Genomic DNA, 23,496 nt, shown 5'->3' with positions numbered 1-23,496 from the left:
AGTAAGTTCCGATCGCCAGACTTTCCCCTCAAGTCGTCTCGAGTGCAGGTCAGGGCCTCGCGGTCAGCCCTTCAAGAGTGTTACCGCGTCCTCTACCGCCCCGGGACGGCCCGCCACGAACCAGTCGTAGCCGTTCACCTCGACGGTCGCGCAGAGCCCGCCGGCCCCTTCGACGAGCGCCCGTCCGGGGAGCCAGTCCCACTCCGGGCACGAGTGCTGGCACCACACCGAGTGGACGCCGCAGGCCACCGCCGCCAGGTCGACCGATCCGGAGCCGAGCATGCGGATGGTCGCCGCGCCGCGACTGACCCGGTGGAAGGGGTCGGCTAGGGCGGGGTCGGCGAAGAACGGCGGGTGGAGATACGTGGCCAGGCTCCCCGCGGCCAGGTCGCCGGGGGTGAGGCGGGTCACGGGGACGCCGTTGCGACGCGTGGGCACCTCCGAGCCGCCGACGAACGTGTCCCCGGTGACGGGTCGGTGGACGGCCCCCAGGAGGTAGTCGTCCGGGCCGGTGACGGCGACCGCGGAGCACCAGTAGTCGGAACCGCTGACGAAGTTATAGGTCCCGTCGACGGGGTCGACGACCCACCTGCGCTCATGGCGACCGGGGACCAGGGTCCCCTCCTCGCCGAGGATGCCGTCCTCGGGCCGGTGTGCGGCCAGAAGGGCGGTGATCTGACGCTCGGCGGCCCGGTCGGCCTCCGTGACCACGTCGGAGACCGAGGTCTTGTGGTGGACGTCCAGTCCGTCGTCACGGAGGCGGCGCGCCAGCGACCCGGCGTCGACGACGAGCCTGGCGGCCAGATCCACGTCGGTCATCGCCCTGGTCGCTTCGTCGGACGCGGTCCGCCGGTGGCGGGTCTCGGGGGGCATCGGGTTCCTCCACTGGTCCGCAGTGGCCCGCTGACCTCGTGCGGTAGCGGGTCCGTCCCCCGCGACGCTACCCCCGTCAGGCGACGATGGGACGTGCGGTGGGCCTCGGGCGGGTGGCGGGTGGGGAAACGCGAGTAGGACGCCGGGCCGCGTAGACTCCGATCCCGTGCACCCCGACGTTTCCGCCGACATCGCCGCCCTCGACGCCACCATGACGACGGTCGAGAAGGTCCTCGACATCGAGGAACTCGCCCGTCGCGTCGACGAGCTGGAGCAGATGGCCGCCGACCCCGACCTGTGGAACGACCAGGAGCGGGCGCAGAAGGTCACCAGCGAGCTCTCCTACATCCAGGCCGACCTGCGGCGGTGCCGTGAGCTGCGCCAGCGCATCGAGGACCTCCCGCTGATGTACGAGCTCGCGGAGGAGGAGGGCGACGGGGCCGTCGAGGAGGCGGACGCCGAGCGGGCGCAGTTGCGGGAGGACGTCGAGGCCATCGAGGTCAAGACGATGCTCAGCGGCGAGTACGACCAGCGTGAGGCTGTGGTCAACATCCGCGCCGGCGCGGGAGGTGTCGACGCCGCGGACTTCGCCGAGATGTTGATGCGCATGTACGTGCGGTGGGCGGAGAAGGCCGGACACAAGGTCGAGGTCTACGACACCTCGTACGCGGAGGAGGCCGGGATCAAATCGGCGACGTTCGTCGTCCACGACCCGTACATGTACGGCACGCTCTCCGTCGAGCAGGGCACGCACCGCCTCGTGCGGATCAGCCCGTTCGACAACCAGGGGCGGCGGCAGACGTCCTTCGCCGAGGTCGAGGTGCTGCCGGTCGTGGAACAGACGGACTCGATCGAGGTCGACGAGAACGAGGTGCGCGTCGACGTGTACCGCTCGTCCGGCCCCGGTGGCCAGTCCGTCAACACCACCGACTCGGCGGTCCGTCTCACCCACGTCCCGACCGGGATCGTCGTGACGTGTCAGAACGAGAAGTCCCAGTTGCAGAACAAGGTCGCGGCCATGAAGGTGCTGCAGGCCAAGCTGCTCGCACGTAAGCAGCAGGAGGAGCGGGCGGCCCTGGACGCTCTCGGGTCGGGCGGGAACGCCTCCTGGGGTAACCAGATGCGGTCGTACGTCCTGCACCCGTATCAGATGGTCAAAGACCTGCGGACCGAGTTCGAGGTCAATAACCCGTCCGCGGTCTTGGACGGTGATCTCGACGGATTCATCGAAGCCGGCATCCGGTGGCGGATGCGGGAGGGGGCAGACGCGGAGTGAGGTTCCAGACTGACTTCAATCCCATCCTGAACTGGCTCAGCAACAACGGCCTCGAGGTCGTCCTCCTCGTTCTGGGCGCCGCCCTGCTGACGCGGGTGATCGCCAAGATCGCGCGGATGTGGACCGGCCGGATCGACGCCAAACACTCCGACGAGGATTTCTGGTCCGAGGAGTCCAAGCACCTCCACTCGCTGATCCAGGTGATCTCATACGTCGCCGTGGGCGTGCTGTACATCCTGTTCGGTATCCAGATCCTCTTGCGCTTCGGCGTCAACCTCGTCGCGCTGGTCGCGCCTGCGACGGTGCTCGGTGCGGCGCTGGGCTTCGGCGCCCAGAAGATCGTCCAGGACTTCCTGGCCGGGTTCTTCGTCCTGGCCGAGCGTCAGTACGGCTACGGGGACATCGTCGAGCTCACCACGGCGACGGGCGTGACCGCGGGAACCGTCGAGGACGTGACCCTGCGGATCACGCGCCTGCGGACCCTCGACGGCGAAGCGGTGATCGTGCCCAACGGTCAGATCGTCACCGCGGTCAACCAGTCGCAGGACTGGGCGCGAGCGATCATCGACGTCCCGGTGCCCAACAACGCCGACATGGACAAGGCCAACGAGGTGCTCGCAGAGGTCTGCCGCGAGATTCTCGACGACGAGCGGGTGGGCCAGTACATCCTGGACGAACCCACGGTGATGGGTGTGCAGTCGATTCGCCTGGAGCAGACCGTGATCCGGTTGCTGGCACGGACCAAGCCCGGCATGCAGTGGGAGGTCGGACGGCGGATGCGCGCGGTCATCCTGCGCCGTTTCCGCGCGGAGGGCATCGTCCTGGAACCCGAGGCACTGGCCGCGATCCGGGCAGGCATGGTCCGCCCGCAGACCGGAGAGGGGGGCGCGTGATGTCCGAGCGCCGAGACGATGACACGACACCCGTCGACCACACACCCGACGACACGACACCCTACGCGGAGACCACCCGGGACCCCCTGATCACCAGCGATCCGCTGGGTCTGGGGGGGACCACAGACCCCGACGCCCCGTCGCGTCGGCCGCGACCGAAGATCGTGTCCCTCCTCGGGGAGTTCTTCAGGATGTCGCGGACCACCGCGATCCTGCTCGTGGCGTTCGTCCTGGTTGCCGTGCTCTATTCGCTGGTCAAGGACGATCCGGTTGCCAGCTTCGGTACCCCGCCGCCCCAGACGGACACCGTCGAGACCGAACCACCCCCGCCGGCGGAGGGGACGACACCTGTCGAGGGGTCGCCGACCCCGGAGACCACGGTCGACCAGACGACGGTTCCCACCGCCACCCCGCAGACCTCCCCACCGGTCACCGGCACGACGCCACCGACGGGACAGCAGGCCCCGACGTCCCCCACGGGAACGACCGGGCAGCAGGCACCGCCGCAGCAGGCACCGCAGGAGCAGTCGCCACAGGCGCAGCAGGGAGAGGATCCCGGCGACGCCGGGGCCGGAGGGAATCCCGTGACCACCAGCTGACACCGGGGCTCTACCGACCACCGTGTGACTGGAGAGGCGCTAGGCTACTCGTGTGATCAGTGCTTCCCATGTGACCAAGTCGTACGCGTCTTCGGCGCGCCCGGCTCTGTCCGACGTGAGCGTCGAGATCGCCGAGGGCGAGTTCGCATTCCTCATCGGCGCCTCCGGGTCGGGAAAGTCGACGTTCCTGCGTCTGCTGCTCCGCGAGGACCGGCCCGATTCCGGGACCCTGGTCGTCGCCGGACACGATCTCACCAGGATGAAGGCGTCGTCCGTACCCACGCTGCGACGCTCGCTCGGCTGTGTCTTCCAGGACTTCCGCCTCCTGCCGGGCAAGACCGTGGCCGAGAACGTGGCCTTCGCGCTCCAGGTGATCGGTACCCCCCACCGCACGATCGACAAGGTCGTCCCCGAGACGCTGGAGATGGTCGGACTGGCCCGCGAGGCCGGACGTCGGCCACACGAGCTCTCCGGTGGCGAACAGCAACGCGTCGCCATCGCGCGGGCGTTCGTCAACCGGCCACGGTTGCTGCTCGCCGACGAGCCGACCGGCAACCTCGACCCCGAGACCAGCGAGGACATCATGCTGCTGCTCGACCGGATCAACCGCACCGGCACCACGGTCCTCATGGCCACGCACGACCGCCACATCGTCGACCGGTCGCGACGCCGCGTGGTGGAACTGGTCGACGGGGTGGTCGTCCGGGACGACGCCACTGGCACCTATGGGGTGGGACGCTGATGGCCGCGCGGTTCATCGCGTCCGAGGTCGGACAGGGGCTGCGCCGAAACCTGTCGATGACGCTGGCCATGATCATCACCACCGCCGTCGCGTTGGCGATGCTCGGCGCCGGCGTCCTGGTGGTGATGACCGCCTCCGCCAGCCAGGCGAAGTACGACTACCTCAACGAGTTCCGCGTCTACGTGGACCGGCCCATCTCCATCGAGGACCCCGACTGCACCGCTGCGTGTGGTGAGATCCGGGACCAACTGGAGACCACTGCCGGCGTGGCCTCGGTGGAGTACAAGAACCCGCAGGAGACCTACGAGGAGTTCGTCGAGCTGTTCTCCTCCACCGACCCCGTCCTCGTGGAGTCGACCTCACCGGACGCCCTCGGCTCACGGTTCACCCTCACTCTCGACGACCCCACCCGGGCGGAGTCGGTGGCCGCGGACCTGGAGGCGATCGCGGGGATCGAGGTCGTGCAGGGCCAGGGGGAGTTGGTCGAGCGCGTGTTCTCGGTCCTGGACGGCATCCGGAACGCCGCCTTCGCCGTCGCGGTGGTCCAACTCCTGGCCACCGTGTTGCTCATCGCCAACATGACGCAGATCGCGGCCTTCACCCGCCGGACCGCGCTCGGGATCATGCGATTGGTGGGCGCGAGCCGCTGGTACACCGAGCTCCCGTTCGTGGTGGAGGCCGTGCTCGCGTCGGTGGTCGGTTCGCTGCTCGCGGTCGGCGGCCTGCTGGGGGCGAAGGTCGTGTTCCTCGACAGGGTGCTGGCGGAGGCGTACCGGGCGAACCTGGTGGAACGGATCACCACCGCCGACATCCTGATGCTCGCGCCGGGGCTGATCGTGGCGGGCGCGGTCGTCTCCGCCCTCACGGCGTGGGTCACCCTGCGGGTCACGGTTCGGCAGTAGTCCGGCGCTGATCTAGACTGGGGATTCTGCCCGACGGACGGACGAGGAGGTGAACCGGCGTGGCCAAGAAGAACAAGACGAAGGGCGCGTCGACCCTCGGCCGTGACGGCAGCGTGGTGGCCAGCAACCGCAAGGCTCGCCACGAGTACTCGATCCTGTCCACCCACGAGGCCGGCATCGCGCTCCTGGGCACGGAGATCAAGAGCATGCGCGAGGGCCAGGCCTCGTTGGTCGACGCGTTCGCGACGATCGACGACGGCGAGGTGTGGCTCCGCGGGCTCCACATCCCCGAGTACTCTCGCGGGAGCTGGACCAACCACGCGCCCAAGCGGGCCCGCAAGCTTCTGCTGCACCGCCGCGAGATCGATTCCCTCGTCGGCAAGGTGCGGGACGGCAACGCCACTCTGGTCCCGCTGTCCCTGTACTTCGTCAACGGACGGGTGAAGGTCGAACTGGCCGTCGCGCGCGGTAAGCAGGCCCACGACAAGCGACACGACATCGCCAGGAGGACCGCCGAGCGCGAGGCCGTCCGCGAGCTCGGCAGGAAGATCAAGGGCATGCACGCCTGAGCCTGTCGCGCTGCGTCAGGGGGAGACGGACATCACCCTGGCAACTCGACCTCGGTCGGGGTACGGTTGGTGGTCCGTCGACGAGATTCGGCGGTCCTGACGGGGCTGATGTGGTTTCGACTACGTGAGTTGACGCAGGGGAAGCGTGCCGGTGCAGGCCAGAGACCACCGTAAGCGTCGTGGCAACCAATTACGCGCCGATACCAATCAGCGCGACTACGCCCTCGCTGCCTGATAGCGAGCCCGTAGTCTGTCGGCCCGGGGTCGCCCTCGCCCCGGTCACCGGCATCATCTAGAGGGATCACCGGCTCACCCGGTCACGGGGTGGGTCGGGACATCCAACAGTGACTGGGATCGTCATCGCCGACATGTCCGCATGAGGGCGAGATCCGAGTAGAGGCCAACGCGGACTGCGCACGGAGAAGCCCTGCCGATGCTGCGGAGGACCCGGGTTCAATTCCCGGCAGCTCCACCATCGGGCCGAGCCCCCGGTCGACCACCGACCGGGGGCTCGGTGCGTTTCGACTGGCCCTCCACCTTCGGGCGCCTGTGCGGCACCTCGAAGCACCTGAAAGAGGACTCAGGCGGCTTCGGTACCCTCGCTGTAGTCGCCGCTCGTCCGGAACGGGCCAATGATGTCCCAGTAGAGAAAGGCCCACGCCCACGTGAACGCCAAGTCCGCAGGTAACAAGAGCACCAAGGTGCTCCAGACCAAGAAGAACAACGGCATGCTGATCACGGTCGCGGCGCTGATCGCCGTCGCGGTCCTGGTCCTCGGTGGCGTGGTGTGGATGGCGCAGCGAGGGGGCGAGGCGAACCCCATCACCTTCGGCGAGACGGCGGATGAGCTGATCGAGATCTCGGACACGGGCGTGATCACGGTGGGGGAGGAGACCGCTCCGACCGTCCAGATCTGGGAGGACTTCATGTGCCCGGCGTGCAGGTCCTTCGAGGCGCAGTACGGCGTCCCGATCTCCGATGCCGTTCAGGCCGGTGACCTGCGCGTGGAGTACCACATGCTCAACTTCCTCGACCGCCAGTCGGCATCGGGCGAGTACTCCACGAGAGCGATCGCCGCGGTCCAGTGCGTCGCGGCCAAGGACTCGCTGCCCACCTTCTTCGAGGTCAAGAATGCCTTCTTCGCGCAGCAACCCGCTGAGGGCGGGGGCGACCGTTCCGCCCGAGAGCTGGCGTCCACCGCCGAGGCGGCCGGCGCGAACGCGGACACCGTCGAGTGCATCGGCAACGTGGAGACCAACGGTGGGATGGACAAGGCCTCGGACTCCGCCGACAACTCGCAGGACAGTATCCGTGAGGTCACCGATCGCGTCTCCACGCCGACGGTCGCCTACGAGGGTGAGGTCGTGGAGTTTGGGGACCCGGCCTGGTTGGACAACATCATCTCCTGACCCGGGTCCACGCTGATCGACACCGGCCCCGCCCGTCCAGGGCGGGGCCGGTGGCGATTTGGAGGGCCGAAGCGGGATGGTGTAACTTTGGTCGGGCCGGTCGCCGAGAGGTGAACGGTGCGAGAACAAGTACGGGGCTATGGCGCAGCTGGTAGCGCACCACACTGGCAGTGTGGGGGTCAGGGGTTCGAGTCCCCTTAGCTCCACCCAGAGGACCGATCCGGCGACGGATGGTTCGCACGAGTGAGAGCCCGGCCATCGGCCGGGCTCTCGCTCATTTTCATGATGGTTGAGAGCGCGACCGTGCGGTTATCCCAGTTGCGCCGCCCACTCGGCAACCCGACGGGCGCTCTCGGACTCGGACAGGTCCTCGACGCGCGTCATGATCGACCAGCGCACGCCGTAAGGGTCCACGATCGAGGCGAACCGGTCGCCGGAGACGAACTCGCTCACCGGCTCGCGGACCGTCGCGCCGGCCCTGACCGCGCGGTCCACCACCTCGTCGACGTCCGCGCAGTACAGCCCGAGCGAGTAGCAGGCCACCCCTCCGGAGGGCGCGGGCACGAGCCCGTAGTCGGGGCTCGGCTCGCCGAACTGCAACCGGCCGTTGCCGAAGTCGAGTTCGGCGTGCACGACGACCCCTCCCATTTCCGTCACGTCGACCACCCGGGCGCCGAAGACCGAGGAATAGAATTCGACGGCCCCCTTCGCGCCCTCGATCGCGAGAAACGGAGTGAGGCTGGTCGAGCCGTGGGGGACGCCGTCGGTGGTGTGCTGCCCGGTGGCCCCGGTCCGGGGCGAGGTGGTGTCGGTCATGGGACTACCCTAGAAGTGCCCGAACCCTCGTGGCTTGAAGATTCGCGACGTCAGTTGAGGCGGAGGAGTGAGGGAGGGGAGAGGATGTCGGAGTTCGCAGATCGGCGCGGAGTGCTCTACCCGGACCGGTTGCCCACCTTCCACCGCCAGGAGGCCCCGGTCGACCTGCGCGACCGAATCCGGTGGTTCTGGATCCCGCAGTGGAGTCTGCCGCCGGGCAGGACCTCCCGGCAGGAAATTCTCCCGTTTCCCGCCTCCAACCTCGTCGTCGACCCCTCCGGCGTGACCCTCTCCGGACCGACGACCGGCATCTCCCACCGTGATCTCAGCGGCAGCGGGTGGGCGGTCGGAGCCCTGCTCCGCCCGGCTGGGCTGGCCTCTCTGGTGACCGCGTCGCAGCGGCTCCGCGACGCCGAGACACCGGTCGAGGCGGCAGAGTTGCATCGCGCGGTCGTCGCGGCGATGGGGGAGGCGGACGACGTCGTCGACCAGCCGCGACCATCCGACCATCGCGGGGTCGACCAGCGCGACCACAAGCGCGAACCCCTCGCGCGCGACCGGGCGGTGCGCGCCTTCTCGGCCTGGGCCGCCACGGCCCTGGAGGCGCCTGGTGCCGACGGGATGCTGGCCAACGCGATGGAGGATCTCATCGCTTCGGACAGGTCGATCGTGCGGGTGGACCAGGTCGCGGCGGCGCTGGGGACCTCGACGCGCGCCGTGCAGAGACTCGCGCACCGCTACGTCGGCGTGCCACCACTGAAGATGATCCGTCGGTACCGACTCCAGGAGGCCGCGCAGCGTCTACGCGACGACCCCACGGTGACGATCGCCCGGGTCGCCGCCGACCTCGGATACTCCGACCACGCCCACCTCAGCGCTGATTTCCGCGCGGTCCTCGGACTGAGCCCACGCTCCTACCGCGGTGCACCCGGCGCGGCGGCGAAGGGATCCTCGGCCGGGTGACGGATGGGCACGATCCGCTGGCCGAGTGGAAGCAGTGCCAGCGGGACCATCTTCCAGCAAGCGATGCCGAAGGGGATCCCCACGATGGTCAGGCACAGCAGGAATCCCGCCACCAGATGGGCGATCGCCAGTTCCCAGCCGAGCACGAGGATCCACAAGATGTTGCCGAGCATCGAGAGCGCACCGGCGTCCCGGCGGAACTCGGTCCGCCGGCCGAACGGCCACAGGACGTATGCAGCGAGGCGGAACGAGGCGATACCGAAGGGGATGGTGATGATCAGGAGGCAGGCGATGATTCCGGCGAGGGCGTATGCAAGCGCCAGCCACCATCCGGCGAGAAGAAACCAGAGCACGTTCCCCAGGGTTCGCATCCCCCCACGGTAGTCGCCGGCGTGGCCCCCGGTCGGTGTTCCGAGGCCCTGAGTGCAGGCGGTGGACCGAAAGCGCTGACGGCGGGCCCGGCGTGTGTGATGTTGGGAAGATGGGTCTCGATAAACGCGCTGTCACCAGAGTTCTACTCGCCCCGGCGCTCGTCATCGCACTGGTCGCTACCGCTCTGATCACGGGTTCCGCGCTGGCGCGCGCCGAATCTCGGATGGTCGAGGGGTTCCACTGGGGGGTGGCCACCTCGGGCTTCCAGGTCGAGGGTTCAAATAGGGACTCCAACTGGAAGCGCTACGTCGACGCCGCTGCCGCCCGCGGAGAAGCCGACCCGGTCAACGACGCGGTGGACTTCTGGAACCGGTACCCCGAGGACATCGCCCGCGCCGCCGACTTGGGCGTCACCACCTTCCGTCTCAGCGTGGAGTGGTCGCGCATCGAGCCCGAGCCGGGGCGGTACGACGAGGGGGCGCTGCGCCGGTACGACCACATCCTCGACACCATCCGGGCGCACGGGATGACGCCCAGGATCACGATGGTCCATTACGTGTACCCCGGATGGCTCGTCGACCGGGGCGGTTTCCTCTCCCCGGACGCGGTGGAGGCCTTCGGTCGCTACGCCGAGCTCGTCACCGAGCGGTGGGCCGGCGACGGGACGATGTGGGTCACCTTCAACGAGCCCCTGGTGTTCTTCAGTCACGAACTGCGCATCGGCCTGGTCGGCCTGCACCAGTTCAACCAGTTCCGCGACAACGTCGTCGCGGCCCACAAGCTGGGATACCACGCCGCGCACCGCGCCGACCCGGAGGCGATGGTGACCGCCAACGAGGCGTACCTCCCCGCGTTCGCCCCGGCCACCGACGACCTGCTGCTCAACCACATCCGCGAGGAGCTGGACTTCATCGGGATCGACTACTACTACGGCATCGCGCTCGACAACCTCACCACCATCCGCGCGGCGTGGGACGACTTCGCCGGCGTGCGTCCGCAGCCGGAAGGGATGTACGAATCGATCGTGCACTACGCGCGGCACTTCCCCGGTAAGCCGCTGTACATCGTCGAGAACGGGATGCCCACCCACAACGGGCACCGGGAGGACGGGATCGAGCGCGGCGACTACCTCCGGGACGTCGTCTTCTGGATCCAGCGCGCGGTCGCCGACGGGTACCCGGTGATCGGGTACAACCACTGGTCTCTGGTCGACAACTACGAGTGGGGATCCTACGACTCCCGCTTCGGCCTCTACCGGGTCGACGTACTCTCCGATCCGCTGCTCGAGCGCAGGCCGACCTCCGGGGTCGACGCCTACCGGGACGTGATCGCGCGCGGCGGAGTCCCGGAGGGCTACCGCCCGGTTCTGCCGGTGGGCGTGTGCTCGCTGGGGACGATCCCCGACACCTGCCTCGATCCCGTCGACGTTCACGGGCCGCTCGCGAGGCTGGGTCGCTGATCGCGGGCGGCCGCAGAAGAACCTGTCACCGCCGGGCCGGGTGGGCGTAGGGTCATCCCATGGATCGGTTGGACACCGTCGTCGGAGAGCTCGACGCCCTGGTCGACGCCGGGCGGCTCACGGGTTTCGTCTGTGGGGTCAGGCAGGACGGCCGGACGCTGATCGCAGCGGGCGGGTCGCGGTCCCCCGACGGGTCCGCGCTCGACCCGGACACGGTGTTCCCCCTGTCGTCCAACACCAAGCCGGTGGGCGGCGTGCTCGCGCTGCGGATGGTCGAGCTCGGGATCCTCGCGCTCGACGACCCGGTCGCCACCCTTCTGCCGGAGTTGTCCGCCCCGCGGGTCCTCACCCGGCCCGGCGGACCGATCGACCGGACCGTACCGGCCGGCCGACAGATCACCCTCCGACACCTGCTCACCATGACCGCCGGCGCCGGATGGGCGGGAGAGGGCAGTCCTCTCACCGTCGCCATGGGCGAGCGACAGATCGCCCCGGGACCCTATCCCCCTCCGATGGAGCCGGACGAGTACCTGCGGCTGCTGGGCTCGCTGCCCCTGGCTGATCAGCCCGGGGTGGGCTGGTACTACCACACCAGCAGCGACGTGCTGGGTGTTCTCCTGGCGAGGGCCACGGGGGCCACCGTGGCCGACCTGGTGGCCGACCACATCACCGGCCCGCTCGGTCTCGCGGACGTGGGATTCACCGCCGACCGCGAACGTCTCCCCACCAGCTACGGGCTCGGCCCCGACGGGGGTCTGCGCGCGCTGGACACCGTGGACCGGTTCGCCCACCCGCCGCGCTTCGAGTCGCTGGCGTGCGGTCTGACCTCGACCGTCTCGGACTACCTCGAATTCCTCGACGTCCTCGTCGGCGGCGGGGTGGTCCTGGGGCCGCAGTATGTGGAGGCGATGACGACCGACCGCCTGACCCCGCGGCAGCGGGCCGACGCGGAGGGGTTCATCGCACCCGGCTGCGGGTACGGGATGCAGGTCGAGGTCCGTCCGGACGGGGTAGTCGGTTGGGCCGGTGGTTTGGGCACCATCGGTTACGTCGACCGGCGCACGGGCCGGGGCGCGGCGGTGTTCACCACACAGTCCTACGACGTGCCGGGGACGGCGGAGGCGCTGGACACCGTGTGGGCGCTGCTGCGGTGACCGATCGGTGGTGATCGATCGGTGGTGACCGATCAGTGGTGGGCGACCCCGGGGGGCTCAGCCCTCGCGCCACCAGGTGTCCAGTGGCGTGGCCGGGACCGCCCGCTTGTGGCGGGTGGCCAGGAACAGTTGCTCGATCCGGTCGACGGCCTCCGCCGACACGCCGTCGCGGCCCTCGAGGTAGTCGTCGATCTGCTCGTAGGTCACGCCCAGCGCCTCCTCGTCGTGAATGCCCGGACGGTCGTCCTCGAGATCGGCGGTGGGAAGCTTCTGCCAGGTCGACTCCGGCGCGCCCAGGTATCGCAGGAGCGCGGCGCCCTGGCGCTTGGTGAGGCCTGTCAACGGGGTGAGATCGACCCCGCCGTCGCCGTACTTCGTGAAAAACCCCGTGACCGCCTCGGCCGCGTGATCGGTTCCGACGACGAGGTGGCCCAGCTGACCGGCCACGGCGTACTGGGCGACCATCCGCTGACGCGCCTTGACGTTCCCCCGGACGAAGTCCCGCAGCGGACCCCCGTGGTCGGGCAGCACCTCCAACGCCTCGGCAGTAATCGCTGACATGGTGGCCGACGCGGGCTGAACGTCGACGGTGACGCGGGCGTCGGGTCGGATGAAGTCCAGGGCCACGACGGCGTCGGCCTCGTCCGCCTGGGTGCCGTGGGGCAGGCGCATGGCGACGAATCGAGCGGTGGGCAGGCCCTCGTCGCGCAGCTTCTCCGCGGCGAGTTGGCAGAGTCGACCTGTCAGGGTGGAGTCCTGGCCACCGCTGATGCCCAGGACGAATCCCGTCGCCGGGGTGCTGCGGAGGTAGTCGGCCAGGAACGTCACCCGACGATCCACCTCCATCGCCGGATCGATGTCGGGGCGGACGCCGAGCTCGTCGATGATGGACGCGCGGAGCGCGCTGATGCCGGGAGAGGACTGGGTCATGGCGTCAGCATAGGAAGCCCGTGTGACTTCTGCGTGACATGGGGGAAGGACACGACGTGACGTGCGGACGGGACAGGGTCGATGCACGGGTCTGCCGGTTGGAGTTCTGACGGGGGAGTCCGTTACGATAGACCAGTTGTGTGTCGTGCATCCGACCTCCGGGTCGGACGTGTCGCGCAGTCATCCCAGTCGTGTCGGCGGCCATCACGGCCGCCCCGAGAGCCTAAGGAGCGCCAGATGAAGGTCCGCAAGTCCCTTCGGTCGCTGAAGAACAAGCCGGGCGCCCAGGTTGTCCGTCGTCGCGGCAAGGTCTACGTGATCAACAAGAAGGACCCCCGTTTCAAGGCCCGCCAGGGCTGAGCCCGTCCGCGTGGGATCCCACGCACCCTCGAGGGCCCGCCACCGGTTCACCGGTGGCGGGCCCTCGTCGTCGTCCTCGTCATTGACGCCGGGCGGTGCCGGACTGGCGCCGGACCGGGTGCGCCTGTGGAACGAATGGGGACAGGATGTGGGGTGCTTGGGGACGGCCTGTGGGGCGCCGGACCGGGTTCCCGTCGCCCGTTCGGGCGTGGCAGTGTGGCCGTCGGGGAGCGGCGCATCGGCATCCGGGACGGTCTTTCCCGTCGGGGGTGGGCGGTGTCCACAAGGCGGGATCGCGACCTGGGAATACCACCGTTGTAAGACCAAAATGTTGTGGTCCATTGACTCGTCGGACACTAGGGGTAGTGTCTAAGGCGTTGCGGCACCCGATGAATACCACTCGTGGCATTCGCGCTGCGAACCCTGTTAGACACCGCGGTTATCCACAGGCCGGGCTCACGCGCCGGATCAGATGACCGTCCGAGAAGTACCCCTCGCGCCTACGTGGCGCCCGTGCCGAAAGAGGTCCACCACTGATGGTCACCGTCTACACCAAGCCCGCCTGCGTCCAGTGCAACGCCACCTACAAGGCCCTCGACAAGCAGGGCGTCGAGTACCGGGTGGTCGACATCTCGGTGGACGACGAGGCGCGCGAGTACGTGATGGCCCTCGGCTACCTGCAGGCCCCCGTCGTGGTGTCCGGCACCGATCACTGGTCGGGATACCGGCCGGACCGGATCAAGGCTCTCGTCACCGTCGCGGCCTGACATCTGTCTGACACCGGGGGCGCCCGGAACACGTGTAATCCGAAGGGGGCAGTCATGGCGGCTCCGCTGCCGGCCACCGAGCCGGTGAGGATCGTCTACTTCTCCAACGTCTCCGAGAACACCAAGCGGTTCGTCGACCGGCTCGGGCTCCCGGCGCTGCGCATTCCCACGCGGAGGACCGAGGCCAGCCCGACTGTGTCGGACCCATATGTTCTGATCGTCCCGACGTACGGGGGATGCCTCGAGGTCACCGGAGGAACCGGGGCGTCGGTCCCACGACAGGTCGTGGCGTTTCTGAACAACGCGCACAACAGAAGCCTCTGCCGGGGCGTCATCGCCGCCGGCAACACCAACTTCGGTGCGGACTACGCGGTCTCCGGCGATGTGATCGCACGCAAGCTCGGGGTTCCGTACCTCTACCGGTTCGAACTGATGGGCACACATGAGGACGTCATCCGCGTCCGCGAGGGATTGGAAGAGTTTTGGCAGCACCAACCGTGACCCCCGAAGGCACCATCGCCGGTGAGGCGGGCGAGGGGCAGCGTCTGGATTACCACGCGCTCAACGCCATGCTCAACCTCTACGACGCGGACGGGAGGATTCAGTTCGACAAGGACCGTGAGGCCGCGCGCGAGTACTTCCTCCAGCACGTCAACCAGAACACGGTCTTCTTCCACAACCTGGACGAGAAGCTGGACTACCTGGTCGACAAGAACTACTACGAGCGCGAGGTGCTCGACAAGTACACGCGCAACTACGTTCGCGAGTTGTTCGATCACGCCTACGCCAAGAAGTTCCGCTTCCCGACATTCCTCGGCGCGTTCAAGTACTACACCTCGTACACGCTCAAGACCTTCGACGGGAAGCGCTACCTCGAGCGCTACGAGGACCGCGTCTGCATGGTCGCCCTCACCCTCGCGGACGGCGACGAGACCCTGGCCCGCCGCCTGGTCGACGAGATCATCGACGGTCGGTTCCAGCCGGCGACCCCGACGTTCCTGAACTCGGGCAAGAAACAGCGCGGTGAGCCCGTCTCCTGTTTCCTCCTGCGTATCGAGGACAACATGGAGTCCATCGGACGCAACATCAACTCCGCACTGCAGCTGTCCAAGCGCGGTGGCGGGGTCGCGCTGCTGCTGTCGAACCTCCGCGAGCACGGCGCCCCGATCAAGCACATCGAGAACCAGTCCTCAGGGGTCATCCCGGTGATGAAGCTGCTCGAGGATTCCTTCTCCTACGCCAACCAGCTCGGCGCCCGCCAGGGAGCCGGCGCGGTGTACCTGCACGCCCACCACCCGGACATCTTCAAGTTCCTCGACACCAAGCGCGAGAACGCCGACGAGAAGATCCGCATCAAGACCCTGTCGCTGGGCGTCGTGATCCCGGACATCACGTTCGAACTGGCCAAGCGCAACGACGACATGTACCTGTTCTCGCCGTACGACGTCGAGCGGATCTACGGCAAGCCCTTCGCGGACGTCGACGTCACCGAGCACTACACCGAGATGGTCGAGGACAGCCGGATCAAGAAGACCAAGATCAACGCACGGCACTTCTTCCAGACCCTCGCCGAGCTGCAGTTCGAGTCCGGGTACCCGTACATCATGTATGAGGACACGGTGAACCGGGCCAACCCGGTCGCAGGCAAGATCACCCACTCGAACCTGTGCTCGGAGATCCTCCAGGTCTCCACCCCGTCGACGTACAACGAGGACCTCACCTACTCACACGTGGGCAAGGACATCTCGTGCAACCTCGGCTCCCTCAACATCGCCAAGGCCATGGACTCCCCGGATTTCGGAGCGACCATCGAGACGGCGATCCGGGGCCTGACCGCCGTATCCGACCAGACCCACATCGACTCGGTCCCGTCGATCGAGCGCGGCAACTCAGAGTCGCACGCGATCGGCCTGGGGCAGATGAACCTCCACGGCTACCTCGCGCGCGAGCGGATCCACTACGGATCCGAGGAGGGCGTGGACTTCACGAACATCTACTTCTACACGGTGCTCTACCACGCGATCCGGTCCTCGAACCTCCTCGCCCGTGAGCGGGGGACCTGGTTCGCAGGATTCCCGGAGTCGACCTACGCCTCGGGTGAGTTCTTCGACAAGTACACCGACCGGGCATGGGAGCCGGCCACCGAGCGGGTGCGCCAGCTGTTCGCCGACGCCGGCGTGGCGGTGCCCACCCAGGACGACTGGCGTGCGCTGAAGGCCGATGTGCAGCAGTACGGTATCTACAACCAGAACCTCCAGGCCGTACCGCCCACGGGATCGATCAGCTACATCAACAACTCGACCTCGTCGATCCACCCCGTGGCCTCCCGGATCGAGATCCGCAAGGAGGGCAAGATCGGCCGCGTCTACTACCCGGCGCCCTACCTGACCAACGACAACCTGGACTACTACCAGGACGCGTACGAGATCGGGTACGAGAAGATCATCGACACCTACGCGGCGGCCACGCAGCACGTGGACCAGGGCCTCTCGCTGACCCTGTTCTTCAAGGACACGGCCACCACCCGGGACGTCAACCGCGCCCAGATCTACGCCTGGCGCAAGGGGATCAAGACCTTGTATTACATCCGCGTGCGACAGCTCGCGCTCGAGGGCACCGAGGTCGAGGGGTGCGTCTCGTGCATGCTCTGACCCCGGTGCCACAGGCCTGCGCCCCGAACCGCCCCCGCCATCACGAGGAGATCCGATGACCGCCGAGCTGCACGCTCCGGGATCCCACAGCCCCGCCGCCGGGGTCGCCCCCCGGCTCGTCGACCGGGTGTCCGCGATCAACTGGAACCGCGTCACGGACGAGGTCGACGACCAGGTCTGGGGCCGGCTCACCAGCAATTTCTGGCTGCCGGAGAAGGTCCCGGTGTCCAACGACATCCCGTCGTGGCAGACCTTGACGGACTCGGAACAGGAGCTCACCACCCGGGTGTTCACCGGGCTGACCCTGCTGGACACGCTCCAGGGCACGGTCGGCGCGGTGAGCATGATCCCCGACGCGTCGACCCCGCACGAGGAGGCGGTGCTCACCAACATCGCGTTCATGGAGTCGGTCCATGCCAAGAGCTACTCCACGATCTTCTCGACGCTCTGCTCCACCCCTCAGATCGATGACGCCTTCCGCTGGGCGGAGGAGAACACCTACCTGCAGCGCAAGGCCCACATCACCCTCGGGTACTACTCGGGCGAGGACCCCCTCAAGCGCAAGGTCGCATCGACCCTCCTCGAGTCGTTCCTCTTCTACTCGGGCTTCTATCTGCCCATGCGCTGGTCGTCGCGCGCCAAGCTCACCAACACCGCGGACATCATCCGGCTCATCATCCGGGACGAGGCGGTGCACGGGTACTACATCGGTTACAAGTACCAGCGCGGCCTGGAGCAGATCAGCCAGGCGGAGCGCGACGAGCTGAAGGACTACACCTTCGAGTTGCTCTTCGAGCTGTACGACAACGAGGCGGACTACACCGAGGACCTCTACGACACCGTGGGGTGGACCGAGGACGTCAAGAAGTTCCTGCGCTACAACGCCAACAAGGCGCTGATGAACCTCGGCTACGAGGGGATGTTCCCCAAGGACGAGACCAACGTCGACCCCGCGATCCTCTCGGCGCTCAGCCCGAACGCCGACGAGAACCACGACTTCTTCTCGGGCTCCGGCAGCTCCTACGTCATGGGCAAGGCCGTGGCGACGGAGGACGAGGACTGGGACTTCTGAGGCGACCGTCGTCCCCACCTCACCCCGGCCCCGGATCAGGCGCCGGGGTGCGGTCGTCGGGCTGATGCAGGGGGTCGGCGGGGCCGGCCGGTGCCTGGGTGGGCGAGTCGACCGGCCACACGTGTGAGTCGGCCGGCCCCACGACCACGCTCCGACTACCCGTCCGGGGCGATCCCGTTGATGGAACTCCTGATGTCGTCCAGGACCGCTCGTGCGGCCACCGGGCCGGAGCCCTCCCACACGGCCCGGTCCACCACGAACATGCGGCGGGCGCCGACCGCGTCGAGTTCCGTCCACCGGTCGGTGGCGAATGCCTCCCGCGCGGACTGTTCGGAGCGGTCGCTGCCCCCCACCACGGCGAAGATCACGTCGCCGTCCAGTTCATCTCCCACGGCAGGCGACTCCGGTGCGGGCCCGATCCGCTGGCCGTCCCGGGTGCGCTGGGCCGGGGGTCGGCCGGCCCCGACGGCCTCGAGCATGAGGCTGCCGAGGGTGTCCGGCTGCTGGACCTCGATCTCGCCCGCGTCGGAGACAGAGACGAGGGAGACCCAGGTGTCTCTCGGAGTGGTCGCGTCCGCGGTGAACCGCGCCCGGTCGATCACATCCAACAGGAGGTCGCCGCCGGCCGTGGGTCGCCCGTAGGCGTCGGCGATCGTCTCGGTGCTCTCGGCCCAGTTCAGGCTCCGCGCATCGTAGACGACGGTCGGTGCGACGGCCGACAACGCCCGCACCAGGCCAGGGTCGAGATCGGGGGAGTCGGCGAGCACGATGAGATCGGGGTTCAGGTCCCGGGCGGCGTTCGCGGCGGCAGCGGGGTCGGCGTCGGCGGCGGCGTCGTCGTTCTCGCCGCCCGGCTGGCCGGTGATGCCGGTGATGCCGAGGTCGGGCAGTCCCACCAGGGTCGCGGGGAGGTAGACGTCGGCATCGTGGGGCAGTCCGGAGATCCCGACGACGAGGTCCTGCAGCCCCAGAGCGCACGCCACGTCCACCGCACCGCGGCCGAGGGCCAGGATCCGTTCCGGAGAACGGGGGACCTCCACCGTCGATTCGACAGGGTCCGCGGACGCGACCTCTCGGACGCCGTTTCCGGGGAACTCGGCTGGCACCGGTGCGGGCGCGCACGATTCCTCCGGCTCGGCCGAGCGCTGGAGCTCCTCGCCGGCCATCCGCGAGGGGGTCGTGGTGACGGGGTGTTCGACCATGTCGACGGGGGAGGGCCCGCACCCCGCGAGAATTAGACCGGCGACAAGGGGGCCCGCGATGCCCGCCGTGACCCGCACGGGGGTGGAAACGTACCCCCGCCCGCGATGGCGGAGTCGGCCCGGCGCGTGATCGGTCATGAAGGAGAGCCTAGGAGATGGGTCGTGAGCGCGGTCTAAGTGGAGGTCGTGGCGGGTCGGAGCGCGATCCCGGGCGTGTCGTCATGGAGGCGGATTACCGCAGATGACCCGCCCCGACGAGTTCGGCGGGGTGAGTGGTGGACGCTCTCAGCGGAGGGTTAGGATTGCCCTCACGCACTATTCCTTTGCGTTCGACGTGGGGTCGGTGGTTCGACCCGCGGCGTCGGGTGAGGCGTTCAGGAGGACCCTTATGACCGCAGTGGCCCCCAAGCCGGTCGACGATCTCGACCATCCGCCGGGCGAACCCACGGGCACCGCCCGGCCGGGCTCGTTCGTGTGGAAGATGATGACGACGACCGATCACAAGCTGCTCGGCCTGATGTACATCGTCACCTGTTTCGTCTTCTTCTTCATCGGCGGGCTCATGGCCCTGCTCATCCGGGCGGAGCTCTTCGTCCCGGGCATGCAGTTCCTGTCCAACGAGCAGTTCAACCAGCTGTTCACCATGCACGGCACGGTCATGCTGCTGCTGTACGGAACCCCGATCGTGGTCGGGTTCGCGAACTACATCATGCCGCTGCAGATCGGTGCCCCCGACGTCGCTTTCCCGCGACTGAACGCCCTGGGCTACTGGCTGTTCACGGCGGGCGGCATCATCATGCTCTCCGGGTTCATCACCCCGGGCGGCGCGGCAGCGTTCGGCTGGACCATGTACATGCCACTGGCCGACAAGATCCACTCGCCGGCCGTCGGCGCGGATCTGTGGATCCTCGGTGTGGGCATCGGCGGTATCGGCACCATCCTCGGCGCCGTCAACTTCGTCACCACGATCATCTGCCTCCGCGCGCCGGGCATGACCATGTTCCGTATGCCGATCTTCACCTGGAACATCCTGGTGGCGTCGGTCCTGATCCTCCTGATCTTCCCGCTGCTCACCGCGGCCGCCCTGGGCGTGTTCTACGACCGGCAGTTCGGTGGCCGGATCTACGACCCGGCCAACGGTGGCGCCATCCTGTGGCAGCACCTGTTCTGGTTCTTCGGTCACCCCGAGGTGTACGTCCTCGCCCTGCCGTTCTTCGGCATCGTCTCCGAGGTCTTCCCGGTGTTCTCCCGCAAGCCGCTCTTCGGCTACGCCGGCCTGATCTTCGCGACCCTCGCGATCGCCGCACTGTCCATGGCGGTCTGGGCACACCACATGTTCGTCACCGGCGCCGTGCTCCTGCCGTTCTTCTCCTTCATGACGTTCCTCATCGCCGTTCCCACGGGCGTGAAGTTCTTCAACTGGATCGGCACGATGTGGCGCGGAAAGATGACATTCGAGACGCCGATGGTCTTCGCGCTCGGCTTCATCGTGACCTTCCTCTTCGGTGGTCTGACTGGCATCATGATGGCCGCGGCGCCGATCGACTTCCACATCTCGGACACGTACTTCATCGTCGCGCACTTCCACTACACGCTCTTCGGCACGATCGTGTTCGCGACGTTCGCCGGCGTGTACTTCTGGTTCCCCAAGATGACGGGCCGGATGCTCGACGAGAAGCTGGGCAAGCTGCACTTCTGGCTGATGTTCATCGGCTTCCACACCACGTTCCTCGTGCAGCACTGGCTCGGTAACCAGGGCATGGCCCGTCGCTACGCCGACTACCTGGCGACGGACAACTTCACCGTCCTCAACCAGATCTCCACCATCGGGTCGTTCATCCTCGGCATCGCGATGCTTCCGTTCATCTGGAACGTCATCAAGAGTTGGCGCTACGGCGAGATCGTCACCGTCGACGACCCGTGGGGTGCGGGCAACTCGCTCGAGTGGGCGACCTCGTGCCCGCCGCCGCGTCACAACTTCGTGACCCTGCCCCGGATCCGCTCCGAGCGCCCGGCGTTCGAGCTCCACTACCCGCACATGAGTGAACGCATGCGCGCAGAGGCCCACGTCGGTGGCCGGGCCGCCGCCCAGGACCCGGCCGCCGTCAAGGACGTCGCCGAGCGCGGCACGTCACCGCAGAGGGGCTGACCCGGCCGCCCGTACTCACCCACGGGCTCCGGACCCCGCTGAACCCCGTCGGTAGGCTCGCCCTCCGGCGGGGTTCGGCGCGTGTCGGCCCAGGCCCTTCACCCCCGGCCACGGCCTGCACCCGCCTCCCGGTCCCCAGGACCACCCGCCAGATCCAGCACTCGTCAGGAGCACACGTGAGCACCCCCGGTACCCCGGCACTCCTCACCGTCACCGGCCCCGACCGGCCAGGCGTCACCGCGAGGGTCATGTCGGTCCTCGCCTCCCACCACGCCGACCTGGTGGACGTGGAACAGGTCGTCGTCAACGGGCACCTCTCCCTCGGTCTCATGGTCCGGGTGGAGGCGGACGCCGATGCCGTGACCGTGGTCCGCGAGCTCACCGAGCAGATCCACGACCTGGGGATGCAGCTCGAGGTCCAGTTCGACGACATCGCGCCTCCCACCCCGCCGCCCACCCACGCGGTGGTGATCCTCGGCAGTCCGGTCACCGCGTCGGCGTTCTCGGCGGTGGCCGGTTCGCTCGCGTCGATCGGCGCGAACATCGACACGATCCGCGGGATCGCCGACTACCCCGTCACGGGTCTGGAACTGCACGTCTCGACCGCCGATCGCGACGCCGCCGACGACGCGCGACTGCGCGAGGCGATGGCCCCCCTGTCGGACGCGCACGGCGTCGACATCTCGGTGGACGGCGCCGGCCTGGGACGCCGCTCCAAGCGTCTGGTGGTGTTCGACGTGGACTCCACGCTGGTCCAGGGCGAGGTCATCGAGATGCTGGCCGCACACGCGGGTAGGGAGGCAGAAGTCCGTGCGGTCACCGAGCGCGCGATGCGAGGTGAGTTGGACTTCGCCCAGTCCTTGCACGAGCGGGTGGCCACGCTCAAGGGGTTGCCGGCCGGCGTCCTCGACGAGGTCGCGGCGAACATCGTGCTGACCCCGGGTGCGCGGACGACCATCCGGACCCTCAAGCGGCTGGGTATCCGCTGCGGTGTGGTGTCGGGCGGGTTCATCCAGGTGATCGCGGGTCTCGCCGAGGAGCTCGGGTTGGACTTCGCACGGGCCAACACTCTCGAGATCGAGGACGGGGTGCTCACCGGCCGGGTCGTCGGCGAGGTGGTGGACCGGGAGGCCAAGGCCGAGTACCTGCGCCAGTTCGCCGAGGAGCTCGGGATCTCCCTGAGCCAGACCGTCGCGGTCGGGGACGGGGCGAACGACATCGACATGCTCTCCGCCGCGGGGCTGGGGATCGCGTTCTGCGCCAAGCCCGCTCTCCGCGAGGTGGCCGACGCGTCTCTGTCCAAGCCGTTCCTCGACACGGTCCTGTTCGTCCTCGGCATCACGCGCGATGAGATCGAGGCGGCCGACACCGCCGCCGGAACCTATCGCCGCGTCCCGCTCGTGTGACCGACGGTTCGGTGCCCGAGGGGCCGGGGGGCGACGGACCACTGCCCGACGGACCACTGCCGGATGGTCTCGCGACCGGTGCCGCGCTCGACTGGTGCCTCTCGCGACTCCGCGCAGGCTCGGCCGGGGCCGAGGATCCCGACGACCGCGCCACCGTCCGCTCCATGCCGATCGTGCTGCACCTACCCAAGGCGGACCCGCCCGGACGGACCCCGCTGCTCGAGGCGGTCGCGGGCGCCGTCGCCGCGCTGTGTCTGGACGAGCGCGTGGCCCCCGGCGGGCGCTGGCACGAGGCCTACGCGGCGTGGCTGGACGCCCGGATGCGCAAGATCGCCCGGCGTGCGCGAGGCGCGCAGTGGCGCACCGCTCTCGAGGTCGACGGAGTGACCCGCGAGGTGGACGGCTGCGCGGCCAGGGCGTTCGTCCCCGGCCCGGTCGACGACGTGGACCCGCGGCTGGGTCGCCTGCAGATCGGGGGCACCGACCTCGCGCGGGATGATCCGGGCCCCCCGCCCCCGGGAGTCCCGGTGGTGTGGGTGGACAGGACCCTGGAGATGTCCGTGGGCAAAGCCGCCGCCCAGGTCGGTCACGGGGTGATGGTGCTGATCGCGGAGATGGACCGCGACCGGCTCGAGCGGTGGATCGACGACGGGCTGCGCGTGGCGGTCCGGGAGGCGGACCCCGCTCGGTGGCAGGAGCTCTCGACAGCAGTGTCCGCTCGTGCCCCAGGGGTGGCTGCTGTCGTCGACGCCGGGTACACGGAGGTCGCGCCGGGATCGCTGACGGTCATCGCCGTCGACCAGGGCTGACACCCGCAGCTCGGCAACGGCATTCACCCACAGCCGCCGATGGCACACACCCACAGCCGCTCCCCGCCATGCACGGTGGCGTGCGCAGCGGGGCAGGCGAGAGTTCATCGCCGCGGGCGGCTG

23 protein-coding genes, 1 tRNA gene and 1 other RNA gene are annotated in these 23,496 nt (G+C 68.4%); 20 read left to right on the top strand and 5 right to left on the bottom strand.

The window, feature by feature from the left end; genetic code table 11:
• Window positions 1-63 precede the first annotated feature (63 nt).
• Window positions 64-873: an inositol monophosphatase gene (locus H483_RS27820; protein WP_017836578.1), complete on the bottom strand. Its 810-nt coding sequence runs from the start codon at window positions 871-873 to the stop codon at window positions 64-66.
• 166 nt (window positions 874-1,039) lie between these two features.
• On the opposite strand from H483_RS27820, the gene prfB reads away from it, so the two are divergent.
• From prfB to H483_RS27785, 9 genes are all read left to right on the top strand, one after another.
• Window positions 1,040-2,149 (top strand): peptide chain release factor 2, encoded by a 1,110-nt coding sequence (prfB, locus tag H483_RS27815; protein WP_017836577.1) that lies wholly within the window; start codon window positions 1,040-1,042, stop codon window positions 2,147-2,149.
• Entirely contained in the window at window positions 2,146-3,042 is an 897-nt protein-coding gene (locus H483_RS27810) for a mechanosensitive ion channel family protein (RefSeq protein WP_017836576.1), read from the top strand. Before prfB ends, H483_RS27810 begins: the two co-directional genes overlap by 4 nt.
• A complete protein-coding gene (locus tag H483_RS38160) occupies window positions 3,042-3,641 on the top strand; it encodes a hypothetical protein (protein ID WP_017836575.1) in 600 nt (199 codons plus the stop codon). The genes H483_RS27810 and H483_RS38160 overlap by 1 nt, the downstream gene beginning before the upstream one ends.
• A 52-nt stretch (window positions 3,642-3,693) precedes the next feature.
• The gene (gene ftsE, locus H483_RS27805) at window positions 3,694-4,383 is read left to right on the top strand and encodes a cell division ATP-binding protein FtsE (RefSeq protein ID WP_017836574.1); all 690 of its coding nucleotides are present in this window, start codon (window positions 3,694-3,696) and stop codon (window positions 4,381-4,383) included.
• On the top strand, window positions 4,383-5,285 hold the full coding sequence (gene ftsX, locus H483_RS27800; protein ID WP_017836573.1) for a permease-like cell division protein FtsX: 903 nt from the start codon (window positions 4,383-4,385) through the stop codon (window positions 5,283-5,285). Before ftsE ends, ftsX begins: the two co-directional genes overlap by 1 nt.
• A gap of 59 nt (window positions 5,286-5,344) precedes the next feature.
• Window positions 5,345-5,854: an SsrA-binding protein SmpB gene (gene smpB / locus H483_RS27795; RefSeq protein ID WP_017836572.1), complete on the top strand. Its 510-nt coding sequence runs from the start codon at window positions 5,345-5,347 to the stop codon at window positions 5,852-5,854.
• A gap of 101 nt (window positions 5,855-5,955) precedes the next feature.
• Window positions 5,956-6,329: a transfer-messenger RNA gene (gene ssrA / locus H483_RS38700) on the top strand.
• A 190-nt stretch (window positions 6,330-6,519) separates the two neighbouring features.
• Window positions 6,520-7,263, top strand: a complete 744-nt coding sequence (locus tag H483_RS27790; RefSeq protein WP_031264807.1) for a thioredoxin domain-containing protein — start codon at window positions 6,520-6,522, stop codon at window positions 7,261-7,263.
• A 133-nt stretch (window positions 7,264-7,396) separates the two neighbouring features.
• Window positions 7,397-7,469 (top strand) — tRNA-Ala (locus H483_RS27785).
• A 103-nt stretch (window positions 7,470-7,572) separates the two neighbouring features.
• Here the strand turns inward: H483_RS27785 and H483_RS27780 are convergent.
• A complete protein-coding gene (locus tag H483_RS27780; RefSeq protein WP_017836569.1) occupies window positions 7,573-8,079 on the bottom strand; it encodes a glyoxalase/bleomycin resistance/extradiol dioxygenase family protein in 507 nt (168 codons plus the stop codon).
• 84 nt (window positions 8,080-8,163) lie between these two features.
• Here H483_RS27780 and H483_RS27775 point away from each other — a divergent pair, with 84 nt between their 5' ends.
• Window positions 8,164-9,042 carry a helix-turn-helix domain-containing protein gene (locus H483_RS27775; protein ID WP_017836568.1) on the top strand — a complete coding sequence of 293 codons (879 nt, stop codon included), beginning with the start codon at window positions 8,164-8,166 and terminating at the stop codon, window positions 9,040-9,042.
• Here H483_RS27775 and H483_RS27770 read toward each other — a convergent pair.
• Window positions 8,994-9,413, bottom strand: coding sequence for a YccF domain-containing protein (locus tag H483_RS27770; protein WP_017836567.1), 420 nt, complete (start codon window positions 9,411-9,413; stop codon window positions 8,994-8,996). The genes H483_RS27775 and H483_RS27770 overlap by 49 nt on opposite strands.
• Window positions 9,414-9,523: 110 nt before the next feature.
• Between H483_RS27770 and H483_RS27765 the strand changes: the two genes are divergently transcribed.
• Both H483_RS27765 and H483_RS27760 read left to right on the top strand, forming a co-directional pair.
• On the top strand, window positions 9,524-10,873 hold the full coding sequence (locus H483_RS27765; RefSeq protein WP_017836566.1) for a glycoside hydrolase family 1 protein: 1,350 nt from the start codon (window positions 9,524-9,526) through the stop codon (window positions 10,871-10,873).
• Between the two features lie 59 nt (window positions 10,874-10,932).
• Window positions 10,933-12,027, top strand: a complete 1,095-nt coding sequence (locus H483_RS27760; RefSeq protein WP_017836565.1) for a serine hydrolase — start codon at window positions 10,933-10,935, stop codon at window positions 12,025-12,027.
• A gap of 57 nt (window positions 12,028-12,084) precedes the next feature.
• Here the strand turns inward: H483_RS27760 and nadE are convergent, their stop codons facing one another.
• Entirely contained in the window at window positions 12,085-12,957 is an 873-nt protein-coding gene (gene nadE / locus H483_RS27755; RefSeq protein ID WP_017836564.1) for an ammonia-dependent NAD(+) synthetase, read from the bottom strand.
• A 237-nt stretch (window positions 12,958-13,194) separates the two neighbouring features.
• Between nadE and ykgO the strand changes: the two genes are divergently transcribed.
• The 5 genes from ykgO to nrdF all read left to right on the top strand — a co-directional run bounded on the left by ykgO (window position 13,195) and on the right by nrdF (window position 17,807).
• On the top strand, window positions 13,195-13,317 hold the full coding sequence (gene ykgO, locus H483_RS27750; protein ID WP_003852698.1) for a type B 50S ribosomal protein L36: 123 nt from the start codon (window positions 13,195-13,197) through the stop codon (window positions 13,315-13,317).
• A gap of 536 nt (window positions 13,318-13,853) precedes the next feature.
• Window positions 13,854-14,084, top strand: coding sequence for a glutaredoxin-like protein NrdH (gene nrdH / locus H483_RS27745; RefSeq protein WP_017836563.1), 231 nt, complete (start codon window positions 13,854-13,856; stop codon window positions 14,082-14,084).
• A 54-nt stretch (window positions 14,085-14,138) separates the two neighbouring features.
• Window positions 14,139-14,585 carry a class Ib ribonucleoside-diphosphate reductase assembly flavoprotein NrdI gene (gene nrdI / locus H483_RS27740; RefSeq protein WP_017836562.1) on the top strand — a complete coding sequence of 149 codons (447 nt, stop codon included), beginning with the start codon at window positions 14,139-14,141 and terminating at the stop codon, window positions 14,583-14,585.
• A gap of 68 nt (window positions 14,586-14,653) precedes the next feature.
• Window positions 14,654-16,735: a class 1b ribonucleoside-diphosphate reductase subunit alpha gene (nrdE, locus tag H483_RS27735; RefSeq protein WP_231750581.1), complete on the top strand. Its 2,082-nt coding sequence runs from the start codon at window positions 14,654-14,656 to the stop codon at window positions 16,733-16,735.
• 55 nt (window positions 16,736-16,790) lie between these two features.
• Window positions 16,791-17,807 carry a class 1b ribonucleoside-diphosphate reductase subunit beta gene (gene nrdF / locus H483_RS27730; protein WP_017836560.1) on the top strand — a complete coding sequence of 339 codons (1,017 nt, stop codon included), beginning with the start codon at window positions 16,791-16,793 and terminating at the stop codon, window positions 17,805-17,807.
• 155 nt (window positions 17,808-17,962) lie between these two features.
• Here the strand turns inward: nrdF and H483_RS27725 are convergent, their stop codons facing one another.
• Entirely contained in the window at window positions 17,963-19,147 is a 1,185-nt protein-coding gene (locus tag H483_RS27725) for an ABC transporter substrate-binding protein (RefSeq protein WP_238556272.1), read from the bottom strand.
• Between the two features lie 250 nt (window positions 19,148-19,397).
• On the opposite strand from H483_RS27725, the gene ctaD reads away from it, so the two are divergent.
• From ctaD to H483_RS27710, 3 genes are all read left to right on the top strand, one after another.
• Complete coding sequence (gene ctaD / locus H483_RS27720) at window positions 19,398-21,158, top strand: cytochrome c oxidase subunit I (protein WP_017836558.1); 1,761 nt, start codon at window positions 19,398-19,400, stop codon at window positions 21,156-21,158.
• 176 nt (window positions 21,159-21,334) lie between these two features.
• Window positions 21,335-22,564, top strand: a complete 1,230-nt coding sequence (serB, locus tag H483_RS27715; RefSeq protein ID WP_017836557.1) for a phosphoserine phosphatase SerB — start codon at window positions 21,335-21,337, stop codon at window positions 22,562-22,564.
• On the top strand, window positions 22,561-23,373 hold the full coding sequence (locus H483_RS27710; protein ID WP_017836556.1) for an aminoacyl-tRNA hydrolase: 813 nt from the start codon (window positions 22,561-22,563) through the stop codon (window positions 23,371-23,373). The genes serB and H483_RS27710 overlap by 4 nt, the downstream gene beginning before the upstream one ends.
• Window positions 23,374-23,496: the final 123 nt, after the last annotated feature.

This window comes from Dietzia sp. UCD-THP (assembly GCF_000349585.1).
GTDB classification, from domain to species: Bacteria; Actinomycetota; Actinomycetes; order Mycobacteriales; family Mycobacteriaceae; genus Dietzia; species Dietzia natronolimnaea_A.
Note: the sequence above shows the minus strand (reverse complement) of the source record. Positions and strands in the feature narration are given on the sequence as shown.